The sequence below is a fragment of the Actinophytocola gossypii genome, assembly GCF_025165815.1.
Lineage (GTDB): Bacteria > Actinomycetota > Actinomycetes > Mycobacteriales > Pseudonocardiaceae > Actinophytocola > Actinophytocola gossypii.
On the sequence record NZ_JAFFZE010000009.1, the window covers coordinates 374130 to 393972 of the forward strand.

The following is a 19843-nucleotide window of genomic DNA, read 5'->3' on the forward strand; positions in this document are numbered from 1 at the left end:
GGATCAGTAGGGTCGCGGGGTCGCGGTCACGAGTCCGGCACGGGAGATGAACGGTGACACAGCAGACCAACTGGGTACCGACGTCGGTCGACTTCGAGAAGCCGAGTGCGGCTCGGCTCTACGACTACCTGCTCGGGGGGAACCACAACTTCGCCGTCGACCGGGCGTTCGCCGAGAAGTTGATGAAGATGCAGCCGGAGGCCAAGCGGGTCGCGGTGAACAACCGGGCCTTCATGCGGCGCGCGGTCCTCTTCATGATGGAGCAGGGGATCCGGCAGTTCCTCGACCTCGGCTCCGGCATCCCGACCGTGGGCAACGTGCACGAGATCGCGCAGGAGGCCGACCCGGACGCCCGCGTGGTCTACGTCGACATCGAGAACGTCGCGGTGGCGCACAGCCAGCTCCTGCTCGAGGGCAGCGACAACGCCGCCATGGTGCACGCCGACGTCGCCAAGCCCGGCCTCGTGCTGAACGACGCGCAGACCCGCCGGCTGCTCGACTTCGACCAACCGGTGGGCCTGCTCGCCGTCACCATCGGGCACTACATCCTCGACGAGCAGGACCCGTTCGGCGTCTTCGACACCTATCGGGACGCGCTCGCCCCGGGCAGCTTCCTCGCGATCACCCACTTCACCAACGACTTCGACATCTTCGACGGCGACAAGCTGAGCAACGAGATGAAGCAGTCGCAGAACAACATCCGCGCGCGCAGCCGCGAGGAGGTCCTCCGGCTGTTCGGCGACTTCGAACTCGTCGAGCCCGGCCTGGTCACCACCTCCCAGTGGCGACCGGAACGGCCAACCGACGACGAGGACACCATCGTCGAGCAGGACGGGCTCTACGCCGGCGTGGGGCGCAAACCCTGACCTCTCAGTCGCCGAGCGGGTTGAGCAGGTCCGCCTTGCCCTCGAACGCGTACAGCAGCAGGTCGGTCATCCGGAACGTCCGCCGGTCCGGGCCGAGCGACGGCCGCCACCACGGCTCGCGCACGATCGACGTGCGGCTGCCCTCCATGGCACGGTGGAACACCTCGGCCACGACCCGCCCACCGACCGGGCCGAGCCGGCCGCCGTTGAACTCGGCCTCGCGCAGCACGTAGAACCACAGCGGGGTCGCCTCGGCCACCTCGGCGCGTTGCTCGTCGGTCAGTCCTTCCAGGGTCGAGCCCTGGCTGCCGGCCAGGATCTGCTCCTCGGTCAGTGGCTCGATCTCGAGGAACTTCGCCAGCTGCCGCCCGCTGGCCAGGTTCACCATGCTGCCCCTGGTCAGGTTGCGGAACGCCAGGTTGCGGTGGATCGCCGGCACCTCGGTGCCCCGGCCGCCGAACGTGCCGGCCGGCAGCTCGGCCAGCGGGTCGACCATGAACGTGTCGATCCGCTTGGTCACGTTGCCGCCACCGGTGGGGGCCGCGAGGTCCGGGCGGCCCGCCTCGGTGAAGTCGAACAACCGCCGGAAGTCGGCGATCCAGTTCGTCGGCAACGTGAGCACCGTGCCCGAGTTCGGGTCGTCGAGATCCGGCAGCGTCGCCTCGGGATCGAAGTTGCCGGCGACCCCGGTGAACACGAACAGCTGGAACAGCGTCGCGGCGGCGCCTGGGCCGGAGCTGGTGAACACCCGGTTCCACTCGTAGCCGCCGCGGACCATGCTGTGGCCGAGCCGGTAGGCGCCGACCGCGAACTCCAGCGGCATGGTCGGCGGCTGCCCGTGGTGCCCCCGCCGGGACGTCTCGAAGAACCGGCGCCCGCACCGGAACACGTCGTCGACGATCGCCGGGTCGACGATGCGCGGCAGGAAGTCCGTGCGCAGCATCCACTGGTAGTGCCGCACCACCCGCTCCCGCGCGACGGTGAACAGCCTGCGCCCGTACAGGCCCCGCATCGCGAGCTCGTCGACGACCCGGTTGTGGAACCGGATGAACGCCAGGTGGGTCTGCGCGACGGCCAGGTTCTCGTCGTTGCGCAGGTCCGGGATCAGCGGCCGGCGGCGGTCGGCCATCGTGCCGCCCGAGCCGCCGACTCTCGGCAGGTCGAAGCCCTCCAACTCGACGTTCACCCCGTCGTCCGGGAACGTCGTCGCCGACGTGCGGCCGACCTTGAGCGACGCGCCGTCGTCGGCGTAGAAGGCTCGGTCGTGCGGATCGGTCGGGCCCCGGCCGTACATCGAGTCGAGGTCCAGCGCGGGCGACCGGCCCTGCACCAGGTCGCCGAGGTTGACGTCATCGCCGAGCTGCGCCTCGGTCCGGTCCATCGTCAGGTCGTGGTCGACGAACTGGCCGAGGTAGGTGAAGCCGGCCGGGATCGGCGGGTCCGAGTCCGGCTGCGCGCCGCCCGCGGTGATCGCCTCGGTCAGCGCGACCCGGGTGGCCTCGTCGGTGCGCGCGCCCTTGGGCCCCAGCCGCGAGAAGCGGAACCGCCGCAGCTCCTCGTCGGCCAGCGGCGGCCGGGTCCGCGCCTCCCCGCCGCGGTCGAACTCGAGCACTCCCTCGCCGACGACGAAGTACGTGTGCTGTCCGTGCTTCCTCATGCCCAAACCCCCAGTTCGGTACCGATGCCCGAACAAGAGGCCGGCAGCGCACGCCGGGATACGCGCATCGGTGAATCGCACTACTCGACCCCGCACACCTGGTGCGATCGCACCAAGACAACCCGCCCTTCCGGCGGGCAGGCTGCCCCTCCAAGGGGACCGCTCTTGGAGGCACGATGAAGACCTTCCCGAGAATCGCGGCCACCGGCGCGCTCGCGTTGGCGCTCGTCGCCTGCGGCGGCCCCGGCGGGTCCGCGGGCGGCCGCAACCTGGTCGACGGCCAGACCTTCACCATGGTGCTCGGCACCGACCCGGGGAACCTCGACCCGCACTTCACCTCGCTGTCGGCCACCATGCAGGTCGACCGGTTCCTCTACGACTCGCTGGTCAACATCGACGTGAACGGCGAGCTGGTGCCGGGCCTCGCGGCCGAGTGGGAGGCCACCACCACCGAGGCCACCTTCACCCTGCGCGAGGGCGTCACCTGCGGCGACGGCACCGAGCTGACCGCCACCCAGGTCGCCGAGAACATCACGTTCGTCGGCGACCCGGAGAACGCGTCCACCCGGATGGGCGTGTTCGTCCCGGCCGGTGCCACCGCGACCGCCGACGACGCCGCCCGCACGGTCACCGTCACCTCCCCGACCCCGGACTCCTTCCTCGCCCGCAACGTCGGCGGTCTGCACATCGTGTGCGCCAAGGGAATGGCCGACCGCAAGCGCCTCGCACAGGGCGCCGACGGCACCGGCATGTTCACCCTCACCGAGGCCGTCCCCGGCGACCACTACACGATGACCCGCCGCGAGGACTACGCCTGGGGACCGGGCGACTGGCGCGCCGACCAGCCCGGTCTGCCCGACCAGGTGGTCATCCGGATCGTGGGCAACGAGACCACGGCGGCGAGCCTGCTCCTGTCCGGCGACGTCAACGCCGCCGGGTTCGTCGGCCCGGACCAGCAACGCGTGCGCGCCAGGGACCTGTTCCGGCGGGACATGCTCGCCCTGGTCGGGGAGCTGTGGTTCAACCAGCGCGACGGGCTGCCGGCCGCCGCCGACGACGTGCGCCGCGCACTCACCCAGGCACTCGACCTCGGCGAGCTGGGGCAGGTGCTCAGCGGGGGCACCGGGGAGCGGGCCACCGGGCTCGTTCCGCCCGGGTTCGGGCCGTGCGAGGGGGACACCGTCGGCGACGCGCTGCCCGCCCACGACCTCGACGCCGCCGCCCGAACCCTCGACGCGGCGGGCTGGACCGAGGGCGCCGACGGCACCAGGACCAAGGACGGCACCCGGCTGGAGCTGACGCTGTTCTACCCGACCACGCTCGGCCCCACCATGCAGGCCGGCGCCGAGCTGGCGCAGCAGCGCTGGGGCGACCTCGGCGTCGACGTCACCCTCAAGGGCGGAACCGACGCGGAGATGGGCCAGCTCGTCGGCGGTCAGCTGCCGTGGGACGCCGCGTTCGTGCCGCTCAACGTGACGTTGCCGAGCCAAACGGTGCCGTTCCTGTCCGGCCCGGTCCCGCCGGAGGGCTCGAACTTCTCCGCCATCGACAACCAGGACTACCTGACGGCCGTGCGGAAGGCGTCGGCGATCGCCGGAACCGAGTCCTGCGCGGAGTGGGGCGCGGCCGAGCGTGCCCTGTACGAGCAGCTCGACGTGGTGCCGTTCGTGAACTCCAGCCGGCCCACGTTCGGCAACGGCGCCGAGTTCGAGCTGACCCAGGGCAGTGTCAGCCCCAGCTCGATCCGGATGCTCGGGTGAGCCCGTGACCACGACCGCGCTTCGCGCGCGCACCGAGCACGCCTGGGCGCGGTTCGCCGCCCGCCGGCTCGCGCGCCTGCTCGTGTCGGTGTGGGTGCTGATCACCGCCGCGTTCCTGATCATCCACCTGATCCCCGGCGACCCGGTCCGGGCCGCGCTCGGGCCGACCGCGACCCCCGAGCTGGTCGCCGCCCGGCGCGCGGCGCTCGGCCTGGACGATCCGCTGTGGCAGCAGTACGTGGACTACCTGCGCGGGCTGTTCACCGGCGAGCTCGGCACCTCGATGACCTCGGGGCTGCCGGTGTCGCAGGTGCTCGGCGACCGGCTGCCGGCGACCCTGGAGCTCGCGCTGCTGGCGTTCGCGGTCGCCGTGCTCGTGTCGGTGCCGGTCGGGCTGCTGTTCGCGGTGCTCACCCGGGGCGGGCGACGTCGTCCCGCCGAGCTGGGGTTCACCGCCACCAGCATCGTGCTCGCGGCGATCCCGGAGTTCCTGCTCGCGGTCGCGCTGGTCTGGATCTTCGGGGTGAACCTCGGCTGGCTGCCGGTCGCCGGCCGGGACGGCGCCGCCTCCTACGTGCTGCCCGTGCTGGCGCTGGCGCTCGCACCGGCCGCGGTGCTGGCCAGGATCCTCCGGGTGGAGACCCTCGCGGTCCTGCGCGCCGACCACGTCCGCACCGCGCGCGCCAAACGGCTGCCGGACCGCCACGTCTACCTGCGGCACGTGCTGCCGAACTCGCTGACCGCGGCGGTCACGCTCGGCGGGCTGCTGCTCGGCTCCATGGTCGCCGGGACCGTGCTGGTGGAGAACGTGTTCGCCTGGCCGGGCCTCGGCAGCACGATCGTCAGCTCGATCCTCGCCAAGGACTACCCGCTCGTGCAGGGGATCGTGCTCGTCTACGGCGTCGGCGTGCTCGTGGTGAACCTCCTGGTCGACGTGGCGCTCGCGCTGCTCGACCCCCGCTCGACGATCAGGGAGGGCTGAGTGGCACGGCGATGGGCCGGTGTGCTGCGCTCGCCGCTCGGCGCGAGCGCGGCGGTGTTGGTGGCGGCGATCCTCGTGCTGGCGGTGCTCGCGCCGCTGCTGTGGACCGACGCGGCGACCGCCACCGACACCGCGCGGATCTCGCAGGGCGCGTCGGCCGAGCACTGGGCCGGCACGGACAGCCTCGGGCGGGACATCTTCGCCAGGGTGCTGGTCGCGACGAGCCTGTCGGTGCGGCTCGCGCTCGCGGCGACCGCGATCGGGGTGGTGGTCGGCCTGTTGCTCGGCACCGCACCGCTGCTGGTCGGCAGACGGGCCGGCCGGTTGGTGACCGCGGTGGTGAACATCGCCGTGGCGTTCCCCGGCCTGCTGCTCGCCCTGTTCTTCGCGGTGATCTTCGGGGTCGGCGCCACCGGCGCGCTGTTCGCGCTCGGCCTGGCGATCGCGCCGGCCTTCGCGCGGCTGACCCAGACCACGACCGCCCGGGTCGCCGGGCTCGACTACGTCGCCGCCGCGCGGATCGCCGGGGTCGGCCGGTTCCGGGTGCTGTTCCGGCACGTGCTGCCGAACGTCGCCGAGCCGCTGGTGGTGAACGCGACGGTCGCGGCGGGGAGCGCGCTGCTCGCGTTCGCCGGCCTGTCGTTCCTCGGTCTAGGCGTGCAGCCGCCGGACTACGACTGGGGCAGGCTGCTCGGCGAGGGCCTCGGCGCGATCTACCTGCACCCGGCGGCCGCGCTCGCGCCCGGGGTGGCGGTGGTGCTCGCCGGGCTCGCGTTCAACCTGTTCGGTGAGGCCCTCGCGAAGGTCCTCGGCGAGCGCCGCCCGCTGGAGCGGCCCGTCCGGCGCACCGCGGCGGAACCGGCGCCGGACGACTCGGCGATGCTGGTGGTCGAGGACCTGCGGGTGGCATTCCCCGGTGTCGAACCCGTGCGTGGGGTCGGGTTCGCCATGGACCGGGGCGACGCGGTCGGCATCGTGGGGGAGTCCGGCTCCGGCAAGAGCCTGACCGCGCTCGCGGTGTCCCGGCTGGTCGACGAGTCCGGCGAGGTGCGGGCGGAACGGCTGTCGTTCCTCGGCGCGGACCTCCGGGCCGGGCCGCACCGGCGGCTGCTCGGCACCTCGCTCGCCATGGTGTTCCAGGATCCGATGACCTCGTTCAACCCGACCATGCGGATCGGCCGGCAGCTCGCCGAGGTGGCGTGCGAGCACCAGGGACTCGGCCGGGCCGCCGCGCTGGACCGGGCGGTCGACCGGCTGGACGCCGTGCGCATCCCCGAGCCGGCGCGGCGGGCCGCGCAGTACCCGCACGAGTTCTCCGGCGGCATGCGGCAGCGCGCGATGATCGGCATGGGGCTGATGGGTTCGCCCGCGCTGATCGTGGCCGACGAACCGACGACCGCGCTGGACGTGACCGTGCAGCGGCGGGTGCTGTCGCTGCTGGCGGACATCCGCGCGGCCGACGACGTGGCACTGCTGCTGATCAGCCACGACGTCACCGTGGTTGAGCAGGTGTGCGACCGGGTGCTGGTGATGTACGCCGGCCGGATCGTGGAGGACCTGCCCTCGGCCGAGCTGCGGTCCAGGGCCCGGCATCCGTACACCCGCGCGCTGCTGGCCGCCGTGCCGGACATGACCACCGACCGGTCGCTGCCGCTGGCGGTGATCCCCGGCCGGCCCGCCGATCCGGCGCACCTGCCGACCGGCTGCGCGTTCGCGCCCCGCTGCCCGCTCGCCGACGAGCGCTGCACGGCCACCGAACCCGACCTGGTCGCCGACGACGCGGGCCGCAGGGTCGCCTGCTGGCACGCCGACATCCCCGTGGAGGTGCGCGCGTGAGGGAGCTGCGGTTCGACGACGTCACCGTCCACTTCGGATCCCGCCGGCGCGGGGTGACCGCCGTGGACGGGGTCGACCTCACCGTTCCGGCCGGCACCGTGGTGGGGTTGGTCGGCGAGTCCGGGTCGGGCAAGTCCACGCTCGCGCGGGCCGCCGTCGGGCTCGCGCCGCTGTCCGGCGGGCGGATCCTGCTCGACGGCGAGCCCGTTCCGCGCCGGGGCAGGCGCCCGCTGCGGATGGTGTTCCAGGACCCGTACTCCTCGCTGAACCCCAGGATGACCACCGGTGCCTCGATCGCCGAGGCCCTGCCGCGCCGCACCGCCGACCGCCGCGCGGAGGTGGCCCGGCTCCTCGACCTCGTCGGCCTCGCCGCGGAGCAGGCCGGCCGGTACCCCGGCGAGCTGTCCGGCGGGCAGCGGCAGCGGATCGCGCTCGCCCGCGCGCTCGCCGGCGAGCCGGAGGTGATCATCGCCGACGAGATCACCTCCGCGCTGGACGTGTCCATCCAGGGCACCGTGCTCAACCTCGTCCGCGACCTTCAGCGCCGGATGGGCCTGACGATCCTGTTCATCTCGCACGACCTCGCGGTGGTGCGGTACGTCAGCGACGTCCTCGCGGTCATGTACCGGGGGAGGATCGTGGAGAGCGGCCCGGCCGAGCAGGTGCTGGCCGACCCGCAGGACCCCTACACCCGCGACCTGCTCGACGCGGTCGCGGCACCCGTCCACAGTGGACACCAAGCGGACCGAGGGAGGAACCCGTGACCCGACGCCAGCGCATCGACGACCTCACCGGCATCGCGGTGCCGGAGCAGCCGGCGCTCTCGCCGGACGGCGGCCGGATCGTCTACGTCCTGCGCACCGCCGACGCCGAGGCCGACGAGAACCGCCGAGCCCTGTGGTGGGTCGGCACCCGCGACGGCGAGCCGGAACGGCTCACCCACGGCACCGCCGACACCGCGCCGGCCTGGTCGCCGGACGGCACCCGGGTCGCGTTCCTCCGCGCCACCGACGGCCCGGCGCAGGTGTGGCTGCTGCCCGTGGCGGGCGGTGAGCCGGAGCAGGTGACCACGCTCCCGCTCGGCGCAGGCGCACCGGTGTGGTCGCCGGACGGCACCAGGATCGCGTTCGGCGCGCCGGTCGACCGCGCGGGCGGCACGGCCACCGCCCCGATCGTGGCCGACCGGCTGGACTACCAGGCCGACGGCGCCGGGTTCCTCGGCACCGTCCGCCAGCACCTGCACGTGCTCGACCTCGACTCCGGGCGGACCCGCCAGGTCACCGACGGCGACTGGCACGCGGGTACCCCGTCCTGGTCGCCGGACTCCACCCGGCTCGCGTTCGGCGCCGCGACCGCCGCCGACGCCGACCTGGTTCCCCGCGTGCCCGTGTACGTCCTCGACGTCACCGATCCGGCCGCCGACCCCGAGCCGGTCGCCTTCGCCGACGGCATCGGCGACCGCGTCACCTGGACCGACGACGCGCTGCTGGTCGTCGGCCTGCCGGACGACCCGGTCGGGCACGCCGGCCTGTGGCGGGTGCCGCTCGCGGGCGCGGGCGAACCGGCCGACCTCGCCGCACCGCTCGACCGCAACGTGCTGACCGGCGCCCCGGGCTACCCCGGCTCCCCGCCCGCGCTCGGCGGCGACGGCGTGCTGTTCACCGTCCGGGAGCGGGGCTGCACGCACCTCTACACCGTCGCCCTCGACGGCGGCACCCCGCGCCCGGTTGTCGCGGGCGCCGGGCGGGTCGTGGCCGGGGTGTCGGTCGCCGGCGACACCGCGGCGGTGCTGCTCGCCACCTCGACCTCCTACGGCGAGATCGTCGCCGTCGACCTCGGCACCGGCGCCGAGACCGCGCGCACCAGCCACGGCGACCCCGACGTCGAGCCGTACGTCCGCGAGGAGCGCGAGTTCACCGTCTCGGACGGCACCACGGTGCACGGCTGGCTGCTCCGCGACCCGGACACCACCGGCGCCGGCCCGCTGCTGCTCGACATCCACGGCGGCCCGCACAACGCGTGGAACGGCGCCGCCGACGACGTGCACCTGTACCACCAGGAGCTGGTCGCACTCGGGTGGACCGTGCTGCTGCTCAACCCCAGGGCCAGTGACGGCTACGGCGCCGGGTTCTACACCGCCACCCGCGGCGCGTGGGGCGAGGCCGACGCGCGGGACTTCCTCGAGCCGATCGACCAGCTCGTCGCCGAGGGCGTCGCCGACCCCGCGCGGCTGGCGGTCGCCGGCTACAGCTACGGCGGCTTCATGACCTGCTACCTCACCAGCCGCGACACCCGGTTCGCCGCCGCCGTCGCGGGCGGCGTGGTCAGCGACCTCACGAGCATGGCCGGCACCTCCGACGCCGGGCACGGCCTGGCCGCCCACGAGCTGGGCGGCACGCCGTGGGGCGACCGCGACCGCTACGCCGCGATGTCGCCGTTCGCGCACGTCGAGCACGTCAGCACGCCGACGCTGGTGTTCCAGGGCGCCGCCGACGTGCGCTGCCCGGTCGGACAGGCCCAGCAGTGGCACGCCGCGCTGCGGGTTCGGGACGTGCCGACCAGGCTCGTGCTGTACCCGGACGCCGCGCACCTGTTCATTCTCGACGGCAGGCCATCGCACCGGATCGACTTCAACCGCCGGATCGTGGACTGGGTCGAGCAGTACGCGTCCACGACGGGCCGCGCGCGCCGCCCCCGCATCGACGAGGCGCACTGGCGGCGCAGGCTCACCGCGCTCGCCGAGAAGCACGGCGTTCCCGGCGCCACGCTCGGCATCCTGCGGCTGCGCCCCGGCCGGGACGACGAGCTGGTGCGGGCCGCGCACGGGGTGCTCAACGTCGACACCGGCGTCGAGACCACGACCGACTCGGTGTTCCAGATCGGCTCGATCTCGAAGGTGTGGACCACGACGGTCGTCATGCAGCTGGTGGACGAGGGCAAGCTCGACCTGGACGCGCCGCTGGTCGAGGTGCTGCCGGAGCTGCGGCTCGCCGACCCGGAGACCACCAAAGAGATCACCATGCGTCACCTGCTCACCCACACGAGCGGCATCGACGGCGACGTGTTCACCGACACCGGCCGCGGCGACGACTGCCTGGAGAAGTACACCGCGCACCTGGCGGAGGTCGCGCGCAACCACCCGCTCGGCGCCACCTGGTCGTACTGCAACTCCGGGTTCGTGCTCGCGGGCCGGGTGATCGAGAAGCTGACCGGCGGCACCTGGGACGCCGCCATGCGCGAGCGGCTGTTCACCCCGCTGGGGCTCACCCACACCGGCACCCTGCCGGAGGAGGCGTTGCTGCACCGCGCCGCCGTCGGCCACGTCGGCGAGGGCACCCCGGTCCGCGCGCCGGTCTGGGGGCTGGCGCGCTCGGCCGGACCCGCCGGGCTGATCAACTCGACCGTCACCGACGTGCTCGCCTTCGCCCGCCTGCACCTGACCGGCGGTGTCGGACCCGACGGCACCAGGCTGCTCAGCGCGGACGGCGCGGCGGCGATGGCGTCCCGGCAGGCCGAGCTGCCGGACACGCACACCCTCGGCGACTCCTGGGGGCTCGGCTGGTTCCGGGTCGACTGGGACGGCAGGCGCCTGGTCGGCCACGACGGCAACACGATCGGCCAGTCCGCGTTCCTGCGGTTGCTCCCGGACGAGGGCCTGGCGGTCGTCCTGCTCACCAACGGCGGCCACACCCGCGACTTCTTCCTCGACCTGTACGGCGAGGTCTTCGCCGAGCTGGCCGGCGTGACCGTGCCGAGCCCGCTCGCGCCGCCCGCCGAGCCGGTGGACGTGCCGGTCGAGCCGCACGTCGGCACCTACGAGCGGGCCAGCACCCGGATCGAGGTGTTCACCGGCGACGACGGCCCGGTCATGCGCACCACGGTCACCGGGGAGCTCGCCGCGCTGATGCCCGATCCGGTCCAGGAGTATCCGATGGAGCCGGTGGCCGACGACCTGTTCGTCGTGCGCGAGCCGTCGACGCGGAGCTGGATCCCGGTGACGTTCTACGCCCTGCCGACCGGGGAGCGGTACGTGCACTTCGGGGTGCGCGCCACCCCGCGGGTCGGCTGAGGTGGAGCTGGCGGACCTCCTCGCGGACGTCGAGGAGCTGGTGCGCTGCGAGTCGCCGTCGGCCGACCTGGCGGCGGTGGCCCGCAGCGCGGACGTGGTCGCCCGGGTCGGGGAGCGGCGCCTGGGCGTCGCGCCGGAGCGGCTCGTGCTCGACGGCCGCACCCACCTGCGCTGGCGGCTCGGCACCGGACCGTCGCGGGTGCTGCTGCTCGGCCACCACGACACGGTGTGGCCGCTCGGCACGCTCGCCACCCACCCGTGCACCGTGACCGGCGGGGTGCTGCGCGGGCCCGGCTGCTTCGACATGAAGGCCGGCCTGGTGCTGGCGATGCACGCCGCGGCCGGGCGGGACGGGGTGACGCTGCTGGTCACCGGCGACGAGGAGCTCGGCTCACCCAGCTCGCGCGAGCTGGTCGAGGACGAGGCCAGGGCCGCCGACGCCGTGCTGGTGCTGGAGGCGTCGGCGCCGGGCGGCGCGCTGAAGACCGAGCGCAAGGGCGTGTCCCTGTACGAGGTGGCGGTGACCGGGCTGGCCGCGCACGCCGGGCTGGAGCCGGAACGCGGGGTCAACGCCACCGTCGAGCTGGCCCACCAGGTGCTGGCCGTGGCCGCGCTCGCCGACCCGTCGTGGGGCACCACGGTCACCCCGACCGTGCTCACCGCCGGCACCGCGACCAACACCGTGCCCGCGGCCGGCGCGTTCGCGGTCGACGTGCGCGCGCGGAACGCGGCCGAGCAGGCGCGGGTGGACGCCGCGATGCGCGCGCTGGCCCCGGCCGTGCCCGGCGCGCGGATACGGGTGACCGGCGGGCCGAACCGGGCGCCACTGGAGCGCACCGCGTCGGCGGACCTGTTCGCGCTGGCCGCGTCGCTCGCCGAACGGCTTGGCCAGCCGTCGCTCACGGGCGTCGCGGTCGGCGGCGGCTCGGACGGAAACCTCACCGCCGGGGTCGGCACCCCGACCCTCGACGGGCTCGGCGCGATCGGCGGCGGGGCGCATGCCGACGACGAGCACGTCCTGGTGGACGCCCTGCCCGGTCGGGGCGCGCTGGTCGCGGCCCTGCTGGACGCCCTGCTGGCCGGTGCGACCAACGACCGCCCGACCTCTGGTGCGCGCCGACCATGACCGGCGCCGACGACGGCACGAGCATGGACGCCGTGACCGACACGACTGACGCCGGTGCGACCGCGGCCGCCGCTGCTGCCGGGGTCCGGGTGCGCGAGCTGACCGACCTCGCCGACCTCACCGCGGTGTGCCGACTGTTCCGGGACATCTGGCGGACCGACCCCAAGAACCCCCTGGTCACCACCGAGCTGCTGCGCGCGCTGACCAAGGCCGGCAACTACCTCGCCGGCGCGTTCGACGGCGACCGGCTGGTCGGTGCCTGCGTCGGCTTCTTCGGCGCGCCGGCGGAGGGCGTCATGCACAGCCACATCGCCGGCGTCGCCCCGGCCGCGGCCGGGCGCAGCGTCGGCTTCGCGCTCAAGTCGCACCAGCGGGCGTGGGCGCTGCGCCGGGGCGTCGGCGCGATCGCCTGGACGTTCGACCCGCTGGTCGCCCGCAACGCGTACTTCAACGTGGTGAAGCTCGGCGCGACCGCGGTCGAGTACCTGCCGAACTTCTACGGCGGCATGGCCGACGGCGTGAACGGTGGCGACGACACCGACCGGCTGCTCGTCCACTGGGACCTCGCCGGGGAACCGTCGGGCCGCGCCCTGATCCGGCCGGCTGCTGTGGCGCTCGGCCGCGCCCCCGACGGCGGGCCGGCGCCGGGGGAGGCGAACGGGTCCACCGTCGCGGTCGCGGTGCCGCCCGACATCGAGGCCCTGCGCGCGGCCGACCCGGGGCTGGCGAAGGCGTGGCGGGTCGCGCTGCGCGAGGTGCTCGGCGGCCTGCTGGCCGACGGTGCCCGGATCGCCGGCTTCGACCGCGCCGGCTGGTACGTGCTGACCAGGGAGGAGACGTCGTGAAACCGAAGGGTGTCGAGCTGCGCCGGATCAGGATGCCGCTGGTGGCGCCGTTCCGGACCTCGTTCGGCGTGGAGCGGACCCGGGACGTGCTGCTGCTCCGGGTCGCGACCGACGACGCGGACGGCTGGGCCGAGTGCGTCGCGATGTCCGACCCGCGCTACTCCGCCGAGTACGTCGACGGCGCCGCGGACGTGTTGACCCGGTTCCTCGTCCCCGCGCTCGCGGCGGCGGCCGACACGGTCGCCCGGCTCGGTGCGCCGGCCGTCGCGCCAGCGCTGGCCGCGTTCCGCGGGCACCGGATGGCGAAGGCCGCGCTGGAGACCGCCGTGCTCGACGCGGAGCTGCGCGCCGAGGGCCGCCCGCTGGCCCGCGAACTCGGCGCCGTCCGCGACCGGGTGCCGTGCGGGGTGTCGGTCGGCATCATGGACTCGGTCGGCGAGCTGCTCGACGCGGTCGCCGGCTACCTCGACGCCGGCTACGTGCGGATCAAGCTGAAGATCGAGCCCGGCTGGGACGTCGAGCCGGTCCGGGCGGTGCGCGAGCGCTTCGGCGACGACGTGCTGCTCCAGGTCGACGCGAACGCCGCGTACACTCTCGCCGACGCCCGCCAGCTCGCCCGGCTCGATCCCTTCGACCTGCTACTGATCGAGCAGCCCCTCGACGAGGAGGACGTCCGAGGGCACGCCGAGCTGGCCCGGCTGGTCACCACCCCGGTGTGCTTGGACGAGTCGATCACCTCGGCCCGGGCGGCCGCCGACGCGATCGCGATCGGCGCGTGCTCGGTGGTCAACGTCAAGCCGGGCCGGGTCGGCGGCTACCTGGAGGCCCGCCGGATCCACGACGTGTGCGTCGCGCACGGCGTGCCGGTGTGGTGCGGCGGGATGCTGGAGACCGGGCTCGGCCGGGCCGCGAACGTGGCGCTGGCCGCGCTGCCCGGGTTCACCCTGCCCGGCGACACCTCCGCGTCGGACCGCTACTACCGCACCGACATCACCGAGCCGTTCGTCCTGGCCGACGGCCACCTGCCGGTGCCGACCGGGCCGGGCGTCGGCGTCGAGCCCCTGGCCGACGAGCTGGCGGCGGTGACCACGGCGACCGAGTGGATCCCGTTCACGACCTGAGCGACCCGCGTGGACGACGTAGGCTCTGGTTTTCAGCTTCGGGAGGTGCTCGTGGTGAACCTCCGGCCGCGCGCGAGCCTCCGCCGCGTGCTCGACGATCTCGGCGCGACCCTGCTCGAGGTGGTGCACGGCGACGTCGACCGGGTCAGCGACCTCGGCGGCGTCGTCATCCACGACCCGATCGAGGAACCGGTGCTGCCCCGGCACGCGCTCGTGCTCGGCGTCGGCCTGCGGGACCGGGCGGAGATCGAGGAACTGCTGGCCACCCTCGGCCGGAACCGCGCGGCCGGGCTGGTGCTCCGCGCCCCGGTGCCCCCGGAGCTGGTGCCGGCCGCCGACGCCGCCGGCCTCGCCCTGCTCGGCCTGACCAGGGGTGCCACCTGGGCCCAGCTGGCCGCGCTGCTGCGCTCGCTGCTCGCCGAGGGCGACGTCGGCGACGCCGGGCCGGAGACGCTGGGCGGGATGCCGTCCGGTGACTTGTTCGCGCTGGCCAACGCGATCGCCGCGCTGCTGGACGCGCCGGTCACGATCGAGGACCGGGGCTCCCGGGTACTGGCGTTCTCCGGCCGGCAGGACGAGGCCGACCCGTCGCGGGTGGAGACGATCCTCGGCCGGCAGGTGCCGGAGCGGTACTCGCGGCTGCTCGCCGAGCGCGGGGTGTTCCGCCACCTCTACCGCAGCGACCAGCCGGTGTACGTGGAGCCCCTGCTGGAAGGGCTGGTGACCATACCGAGGGTGGCCGTCGCGGTCCGTGCCGGCGACGAACTGCTCGGCTCGATCTGGGCCGCGGTACGCGAGCCGCTGAGCGAGGAGCGCACCCAGGCCCTGTGCGACGCCGCCCGGCTGGTCGCCCTGCACATGCTGCGCATCCGGGCCGGCGCCGACGTCGAACGCCGCCTCCGCGCCGACCTGCTTGGCACCGCGATCGAGGGCGGTGCCGGCGCGCGCGAGGCGCTGGACCGGCTCGGCCTGGCCGACCAGCCGGTGGTGGTGCTGGCCATGGCGGTGGTGGAACCGGGTGCCGACCCCGGCGTCGTGCACGGCGCCGACGCGGCCGTGGTCACCGAGCGGCAGCGGCTGAGCGACGGGCTCGCCATGCACCTGAGCGCGGTGCACCCGCGCTGCGCGACGGCCCTGATCGGCGACGTGACCTACGGCCTGGTGCCGACCACCCGGGACGAGAACGCGGTCCGCGTCGCCACCGACTTCCTGGACCGGGTCGGAGACCGGGCAGGGGCGGTGATCGGCGTCGGCCAGCCGGCCGCCGACGTCTCCGGCCTGGCGGACTCCCGCACCAGCGCCGACCGGGCCCTGCGTGTGCTGCGCGCCGGCACGACGGGCGGCCCGCGGGTCGCGCGGCTGGCCGACGTGAACGTGGAGGCGCTGGTGCTGGAGCTGCGTGACCTGGTCGCCGCCCGCGGCGACCGCCCGAGCGGCCCGATCGCGAAGCTGTTCGCCTACGACGAGGAGCACAACACCCACCTGGTGCCGACCCTGCGCGCGTGGCTGGACAACTTCGGCGACGTCATCGCCGCGGCGGCCGCGGTGTACGTGCACCCCAACACGTTCCGCTACCGGCTGCGCCGGCTGGCCGAGGTCGGCGGCCTGGACCTGACCGACCCGGAGGCCCGCTTCGCCGCGATGCTGCAGCTCCGGGTCGTCTCCCCGGACCGCTGAGCCGGCGATGGGCGGGGGTTTGGCGCCCGCGCCACCGGGCATGCCGAGGGGCATGGCGGAGTCCAAGGTGAGGTCGCGGGCCGGAACGGGGCCCGCACGTGCTGTCGTACTGGTGCTGGCCCTGGTCTACCTGGTGCTCGCCGTGGGCGGCGTGGTCACGGTGGGCTGGGGCTCGTTCGGGTGGGAGGACCCGGTCACGCTGTTCGGCGTCTTCGGGATCAGCACGCTGGCGAACATCCTGCACGGGTTCATCGGGGTCGTCGCGCTGGTCGCCGCCCTGCGCGGCGGGGCGTATGCGTTCGCACCGGTCGCCGGCATCGCGTTCACCGCCATGTCGGCGTTCGGCATCGCGGCCAAGGTGTTCCGCGACGAGGGCGACCCGCTGAACCTCACCTGGTGGAACGTCGCGCTGTACCTGTGCAGCCTGGTCGCCTGCGTGGTCGTCTACGGCCTGCGGGTCAGGCTGTCCCGACGGACGGCCGATCGGCACGGATGACCACCAGCTCCTCGACCTGCTGACCTGGCCGGATGCGGCCCTGGTCACGCAGCAGCCGCTGCCTGGCCCGCAGCACCGGCCCGAACGGCACGTCGGCGCGGGCGACGACCGACGCCTTGAGGTCACCCCCGCGCAGCTGGCGCAGCGTGGTTTCCACGCCCGACAGCGCGGAGTGGACGACGAGCAGCGCGCCACCCGGCGCGAGCAGCAGCGGCGCCGTGGCGCACAGCCGGTCCAGCACCGCGCGGCCGTCGACACCGGCGTCCCACGCCCTGGCCCGGCCGACCGGAACGTCCGCCACCCCCGGCACGTACGGCGGATTGGCCAGCACCAGGTCGAACCGGCGGCCGAGCACGGTCTCGAACGCGTCACCGCACTCGACCCGGACGTCGATGCCGCGCACCGCCGTGTTCACCCGGGTCGCCAAGGCCGCGCGGCGGCAGACGTCGACGGCGGTCTGCGTACGCGGCCGGGTCGCGGCCGCCACGATGGACAGCGCACCGGTGCCGGAGCAGATCTCCAGCACGTCGGCGCCGGGCCGGATTCCGGCCTGCCGCACGGCGTCGGCCAGCAGCCAGGTGTCGTTCTGGGGGCGGTAGACGCCGAAGGGTCGAAGCAGCCACATGCGCCGGGAACTACCTCGGCGATCGTCTTCCAAACGCCGGGGTTTGACGCGGCCGGACCGGGGTAGGCGTTGTTCCCGATCGGTGGTACCGGACTGGCGGAGGACCCGTGAGCATCGACGTGAAGCCGGTGATGGTGCCCAACGCCGCACCTCGTCGCGGCCCACGGGGGTCGCAGTTCCTGCGCATCTTCGCGACCACCGACCACAAGCAGATCGGGATCCTCTACCTGGTCACGTCGTTCGGGTTCTTCCTCGTCGGCGGACTGATGGCGCTGCTGATGCGCGGCGAGCTGGGCGCGCCCGGCCTGCAGTTCCTGTCCGCCGAGCAGTACAACCAGCTGTTCACCATGCACGGCACGGTGATGATGCTGCTGTACGCGACGCCGAACGTGTTCGCCTTCGCCAACCTGATCCTGCCGCTGCAGATCGGCGCGCCGGACGTGGCGTTCCCCCGGCTCAACGCGCTGTCGTACTGGCTGTACCTGTTCGGCGCGCTGATCACGCTGGGCGGGTTCGTCACCCCGGGCGGTGCGGCGGACTTCGGCTGGTTCGCCTACACCCCGCTCTCGCGCATGGAGTACGCGCCGGGTCCCGGCGGGAACCTGTGGGCGATCGGGCTGATCGTCGCCGGGCTCGGCACGATCCTCGGCGCCGTCAACATGCTGACCACCGTGGTGTGCCTGCGCGCGCCGGGCATGACGATGTGGCGGATGCCGATCTTCACCTGGAACATCTTCTTCACCAGCATCCTGGTGCTGATTGCCTTCCCGGTGCTGACCGCCGCGCTGTTCGGGCTGCTGGCCGACCGGCTGATCGGCGCGCACGTGTTCGACCCGGCCAACGGCGGGACGATCCTGTGGCAGCACCTGTTCTGGTTCTTCGGACACCCCGAGGTCTACATCGTCGCGCTGCCCTACTTCGGCATCGTCACCGAGATCGTGCCGGTGTTCAGCCGGAAACCGCTGTTCGGCTACAAGGGGATGGTGTTCGCGACCATCGCGATCACCGGGCTGTCGATGACCGTGTGGGCACACCACATGTTCGCCACCGGCGCGGTGCTGCTGCCGTTCTTCGCGTTCCTGTCCTTCGCTATCGCGATACCGACGGGGATCAAGTTCTTCAACTGGATCGGCACGATGTGGAAGGGCCAGTTGACGTTCGAGACCCCGATGCTGTTCAGCCTCGGGTTCATGGTCACCTTCCTGTTCGGTGGACTGACCGGGGTGCTGCTCGCCGCACCCGCCATCGACTTCCACGTCCACGACACGTACTTCGTGGTGGGACACTTCCACTACGTGCTGTTCGGCACCATCGTGTTCGCCACGTTCGCCGGGGTGTACTTCTGGTTCCCCAAGATGTGCGGCCGGATGATGAACGAACCGTTGGGGCGACTGCACTTCTGGACCACGTTCATCGGCTTCCACACCACGTTCCTGGTACACCACTGGCTCGGCGCCGAGGGCATGCCGCGCCGGTACGCCGACTACCTGCCCACCGACGACTTCACCACGCTGCACGTGATCTCCACGGTCGGCGCGTTCGTGCTGGCCCTGTCGACGCTGCCGTTCCTGTGGAACGTGTTCCGCAGCTGGCGCTACGGCGACCCGGCCGACGCGGACGACCCGTGGGGCTTCGGCAACTCGCTGGAATGGGCCACCGGCTCGCCGCCGCCCCGGCACAACTTCACCGAGCTGCCGAAGATCCGCTCCGAGCGGCCCGCGTTCGAACTGCACTACCCGCACATGGTCGAGCGGTTCCGCGAGGAGGCGTACCAGCAGCCGAGGCGCGGCCGGCACCGCCCGCCCGCGCCGTCCGAGGTCGGCGCGGCCGCCACCCAGCCCGAGGACCAGGACGACCGCACCGATCCGCGAGGAAAGTGACATGGCGACCGAGGACGTACCGGGGAGCTCGCTGACCTTCGTCGGCACCGCGACCACGCTGCTGCGGCTCGGCGGGTTCACCGTGCTGACCGACCCCAACTTCCTGCACAACGGCCAGTGGACCTACATCGGCCAGGGGCTGGTCTCTCGGCGCCGCACCGAGCCGGCACTGCAACCGGCCGACCTGCCGCCGCTGACCGCGGTGGTGCTGTCCCACCTGCACGGCGACCACTTCGACCGGATCGCCCGCCGGGAGCTCGACCGCGACGTGCCGCTGGTGACCACCAAGCAGGCGGCCGGGAAGCTGTCCAAGAGCGGTTTCCGGGCGACGGTCCCGCTGGCCACCTGGGACACCCAGACGTTCGTCGACGGCGACGCGACGCTGCGGGTGACCGCGGTGCCGGCCCGGCACGCCGCCGGTCCGCTCGGCCTGCTGCTGCCCCGGGTGATGGGCACCGTGCTCGAGTACCGGCCGAACACGGCGGCCGACCCGCTGCGCGTCTACCTCAGCGGCGACACCGTCATGCACGAGGACCTGTCGCTGGTCCGCGAGCGGTTCCCCCGGCTCGACCACGCCGTCGTGCACCTCGGCGGCACCCGGGTGCTCGGCGTGCTGCTGACCATGGACCACCGGCAGGGCGTCGACCTCATCGAGCTGCTCGGCCCGGCCACCGCGATCGCCGTGCACTACGACGACTACGGCGTGTTCCACTCGCCGCTGTCGAACTTCCTCGTCGAGGTGGAGAAGCGGCGTCCCGCGGCGCGGGTCCGAGTCCCCCTGCGTGGCGAGACGATCCCGCTCACCCACGAGTAGCGAGCCCGGCTAGTCCAGGAACCGTTGACGAACCGGTTACCTGTGTGCAACCTTTGTCTCCTCGTTCTGCAAAAACTCGACTGACTTCA

Annotated in this window: 15 protein-coding genes; 13 read left to right on the forward strand and 2 right to left on the reverse strand. The window is 73.4% G+C overall.

From position 1 onward, the window contains the following. Window positions 1-53 precede the first annotated feature (53 nt). Window positions 54-866, forward strand: a complete 813-nt coding sequence (locus JT362_RS10125; protein ID WP_260190833.1) for an SAM-dependent methyltransferase — start codon at window positions 54-56, stop codon at window positions 864-866. A 4-nt stretch (window positions 867-870) separates the two neighbouring features. Here JT362_RS10125 and JT362_RS10130 read toward each other — a convergent pair whose 3' ends face one another. After that, window positions 871-2523, reverse strand: coding sequence for a peroxidase family protein (locus JT362_RS10130; RefSeq protein ID WP_260190834.1), 1653 nt, complete (start codon window positions 2521-2523; stop codon window positions 871-873). A 176-nt stretch (window positions 2524-2699) separates the two neighbouring features. Between JT362_RS10130 and JT362_RS10135 the strand changes: the two genes are divergently transcribed. Genes JT362_RS10135 through JT362_RS10180 form a run of 10 tightly spaced genes read left to right on the forward strand, consistent with a single transcriptional unit; the run spans window position 2700 to window position 16435 of the window. Next, a complete protein-coding gene (locus JT362_RS10135) occupies window positions 2700-4283 on the forward strand; it encodes an ABC transporter substrate-binding protein (protein ID WP_260190835.1) in 1584 nt (527 codons plus the stop codon). Between the two features lie 4 nt (window positions 4284-4287). Further along, on the forward strand, window positions 4288-5265 hold the full coding sequence (locus JT362_RS10140) for an ABC transporter permease (RefSeq protein ID WP_260190836.1): 978 nt from the start codon (window positions 4288-4290) through the stop codon (window positions 5263-5265). After that, complete coding sequence (locus JT362_RS10145; RefSeq protein ID WP_260190837.1) at window positions 5266-7101, forward strand: dipeptide/oligopeptide/nickel ABC transporter permease/ATP-binding protein; 1836 nt, start codon at window positions 5266-5268, stop codon at window positions 7099-7101. Then, window positions 7098-7865, forward strand: coding sequence for an ABC transporter ATP-binding protein (locus JT362_RS10150; protein WP_260190838.1), 768 nt, complete (start codon window positions 7098-7100; stop codon window positions 7863-7865). The genes JT362_RS10145 and JT362_RS10150 overlap by 4 nt, the downstream gene beginning before the upstream one ends. Further along, entirely contained in the window at window positions 7862-11170 is a 3309-nt protein-coding gene (locus JT362_RS10155; protein WP_260190839.1) for a serine hydrolase, read from the forward strand. Before JT362_RS10150 ends, JT362_RS10155 begins: the two co-directional genes overlap by 4 nt. 7 nt (window positions 11171-11177) lie before the next feature. Then, window positions 11178-12296: a M20 family metallopeptidase gene (locus JT362_RS10160; protein ID WP_260191040.1), complete on the forward strand. Its 1119-nt coding sequence runs from the start codon at window positions 11178-11180 to the stop codon at window positions 12294-12296. Between the two features lie 23 nt (window positions 12297-12319). Further along, a complete protein-coding gene (locus JT362_RS10165; protein WP_260191041.1) occupies window positions 12320-13141 on the forward strand; it encodes a GNAT family N-acetyltransferase in 822 nt (273 codons plus the stop codon). Continuing rightward, window positions 13138-14262 (forward strand): o-succinylbenzoate synthase, encoded by a 1125-nt coding sequence (gene menC, locus JT362_RS10170; RefSeq protein WP_260190840.1) that lies wholly within the window; start codon window positions 13138-13140, stop codon window positions 14260-14262. The genes JT362_RS10165 and menC overlap by 4 nt, the downstream gene beginning before the upstream one ends. A 54-nt stretch (window positions 14263-14316) precedes the next feature. Next, entirely contained in the window at window positions 14317-15939 is a 1623-nt protein-coding gene (locus JT362_RS10175) for a PucR family transcriptional regulator (protein ID WP_260190841.1), read from the forward strand. A gap of 52 nt (window positions 15940-15991) precedes the next feature. After that, a complete protein-coding gene (locus JT362_RS10180; RefSeq protein ID WP_260190842.1) occupies window positions 15992-16435 on the forward strand; it encodes a DUF4383 domain-containing protein in 444 nt (147 codons plus the stop codon). On the opposite strand, the gene JT362_RS10185 is transcribed toward JT362_RS10180, so the two are convergent. Beyond that, window positions 16398-17060, reverse strand: coding sequence for a HemK2/MTQ2 family protein methyltransferase (locus tag JT362_RS10185; protein WP_260190843.1), 663 nt, complete (start codon window positions 17058-17060; stop codon window positions 16398-16400). The genes JT362_RS10180 and JT362_RS10185 overlap by 38 nt on opposite strands. A gap of 131 nt (window positions 17061-17191) precedes the next feature. On the opposite strand from JT362_RS10185, the gene ctaD reads away from it, so the two are divergent. Together ctaD and JT362_RS10195 are read left to right on the forward strand one after the other, a co-directional pair. Continuing rightward, complete coding sequence (gene ctaD, locus JT362_RS10190) at window positions 17192-18940, forward strand: aa3-type cytochrome oxidase subunit I (RefSeq protein ID WP_260191042.1); 1749 nt, start codon at window positions 17192-17194, stop codon at window positions 18938-18940. Window position 18941: 1 nt separating this feature from the next. Continuing rightward, window positions 18942-19754 (forward strand): MBL fold metallo-hydrolase, encoded by an 813-nt coding sequence (locus JT362_RS10195; RefSeq protein WP_260190844.1) that lies wholly within the window; start codon window positions 18942-18944, stop codon window positions 19752-19754. The last annotated feature ends 89 nt before the right edge of the window (window positions 19755-19843 follow it).

What these genes read in the sequence shown, in the direction of transcription:
- JT362_RS10130 (WP_260190834.1), bottom strand. Translation starts at nt 2,523, where the DNA reads ATGAGGAAGCACGGACAGCACACGTACTTCGTCGTCGGCGAGGGAGTG.
- JT362_RS10135 (WP_260190835.1), top strand. Translation starts at nt 2,700, where the DNA reads ATGAAGACCTTCCCGAGAATCGCGGCCACCGGCGCGCTCGCGTTGGCG.
- JT362_RS10165 (WP_260191041.1), top strand. Translation starts at nt 12,320, where the DNA reads ATGGACGCCGTGACCGACACGACTGACGCCGGTGCGACCGCGGCCGCC.
- JT362_RS10180 (WP_260190842.1), top strand. Translation starts at nt 15,992, where the DNA reads ATGGCGGAGTCCAAGGTGAGGTCGCGGGCCGGAACGGGGCCCGCACGT.
- JT362_RS10185 (WP_260190843.1), bottom strand. Translation starts at nt 17,060, where the DNA reads ATGTGGCTGCTTCGACCCTTCGGCGTCTACCGCCCCCAGAACGACACC.
- ctaD (WP_260191042.1), top strand. Translation starts at nt 17,192, where the DNA reads ATGGTGCCCAACGCCGCACCTCGTCGCGGCCCACGGGGGTCGCAGTTC.
- JT362_RS10195 (WP_260190844.1), top strand. Translation starts at nt 18,942, where the DNA reads ATGGCGACCGAGGACGTACCGGGGAGCTCGCTGACCTTCGTCGGCACC.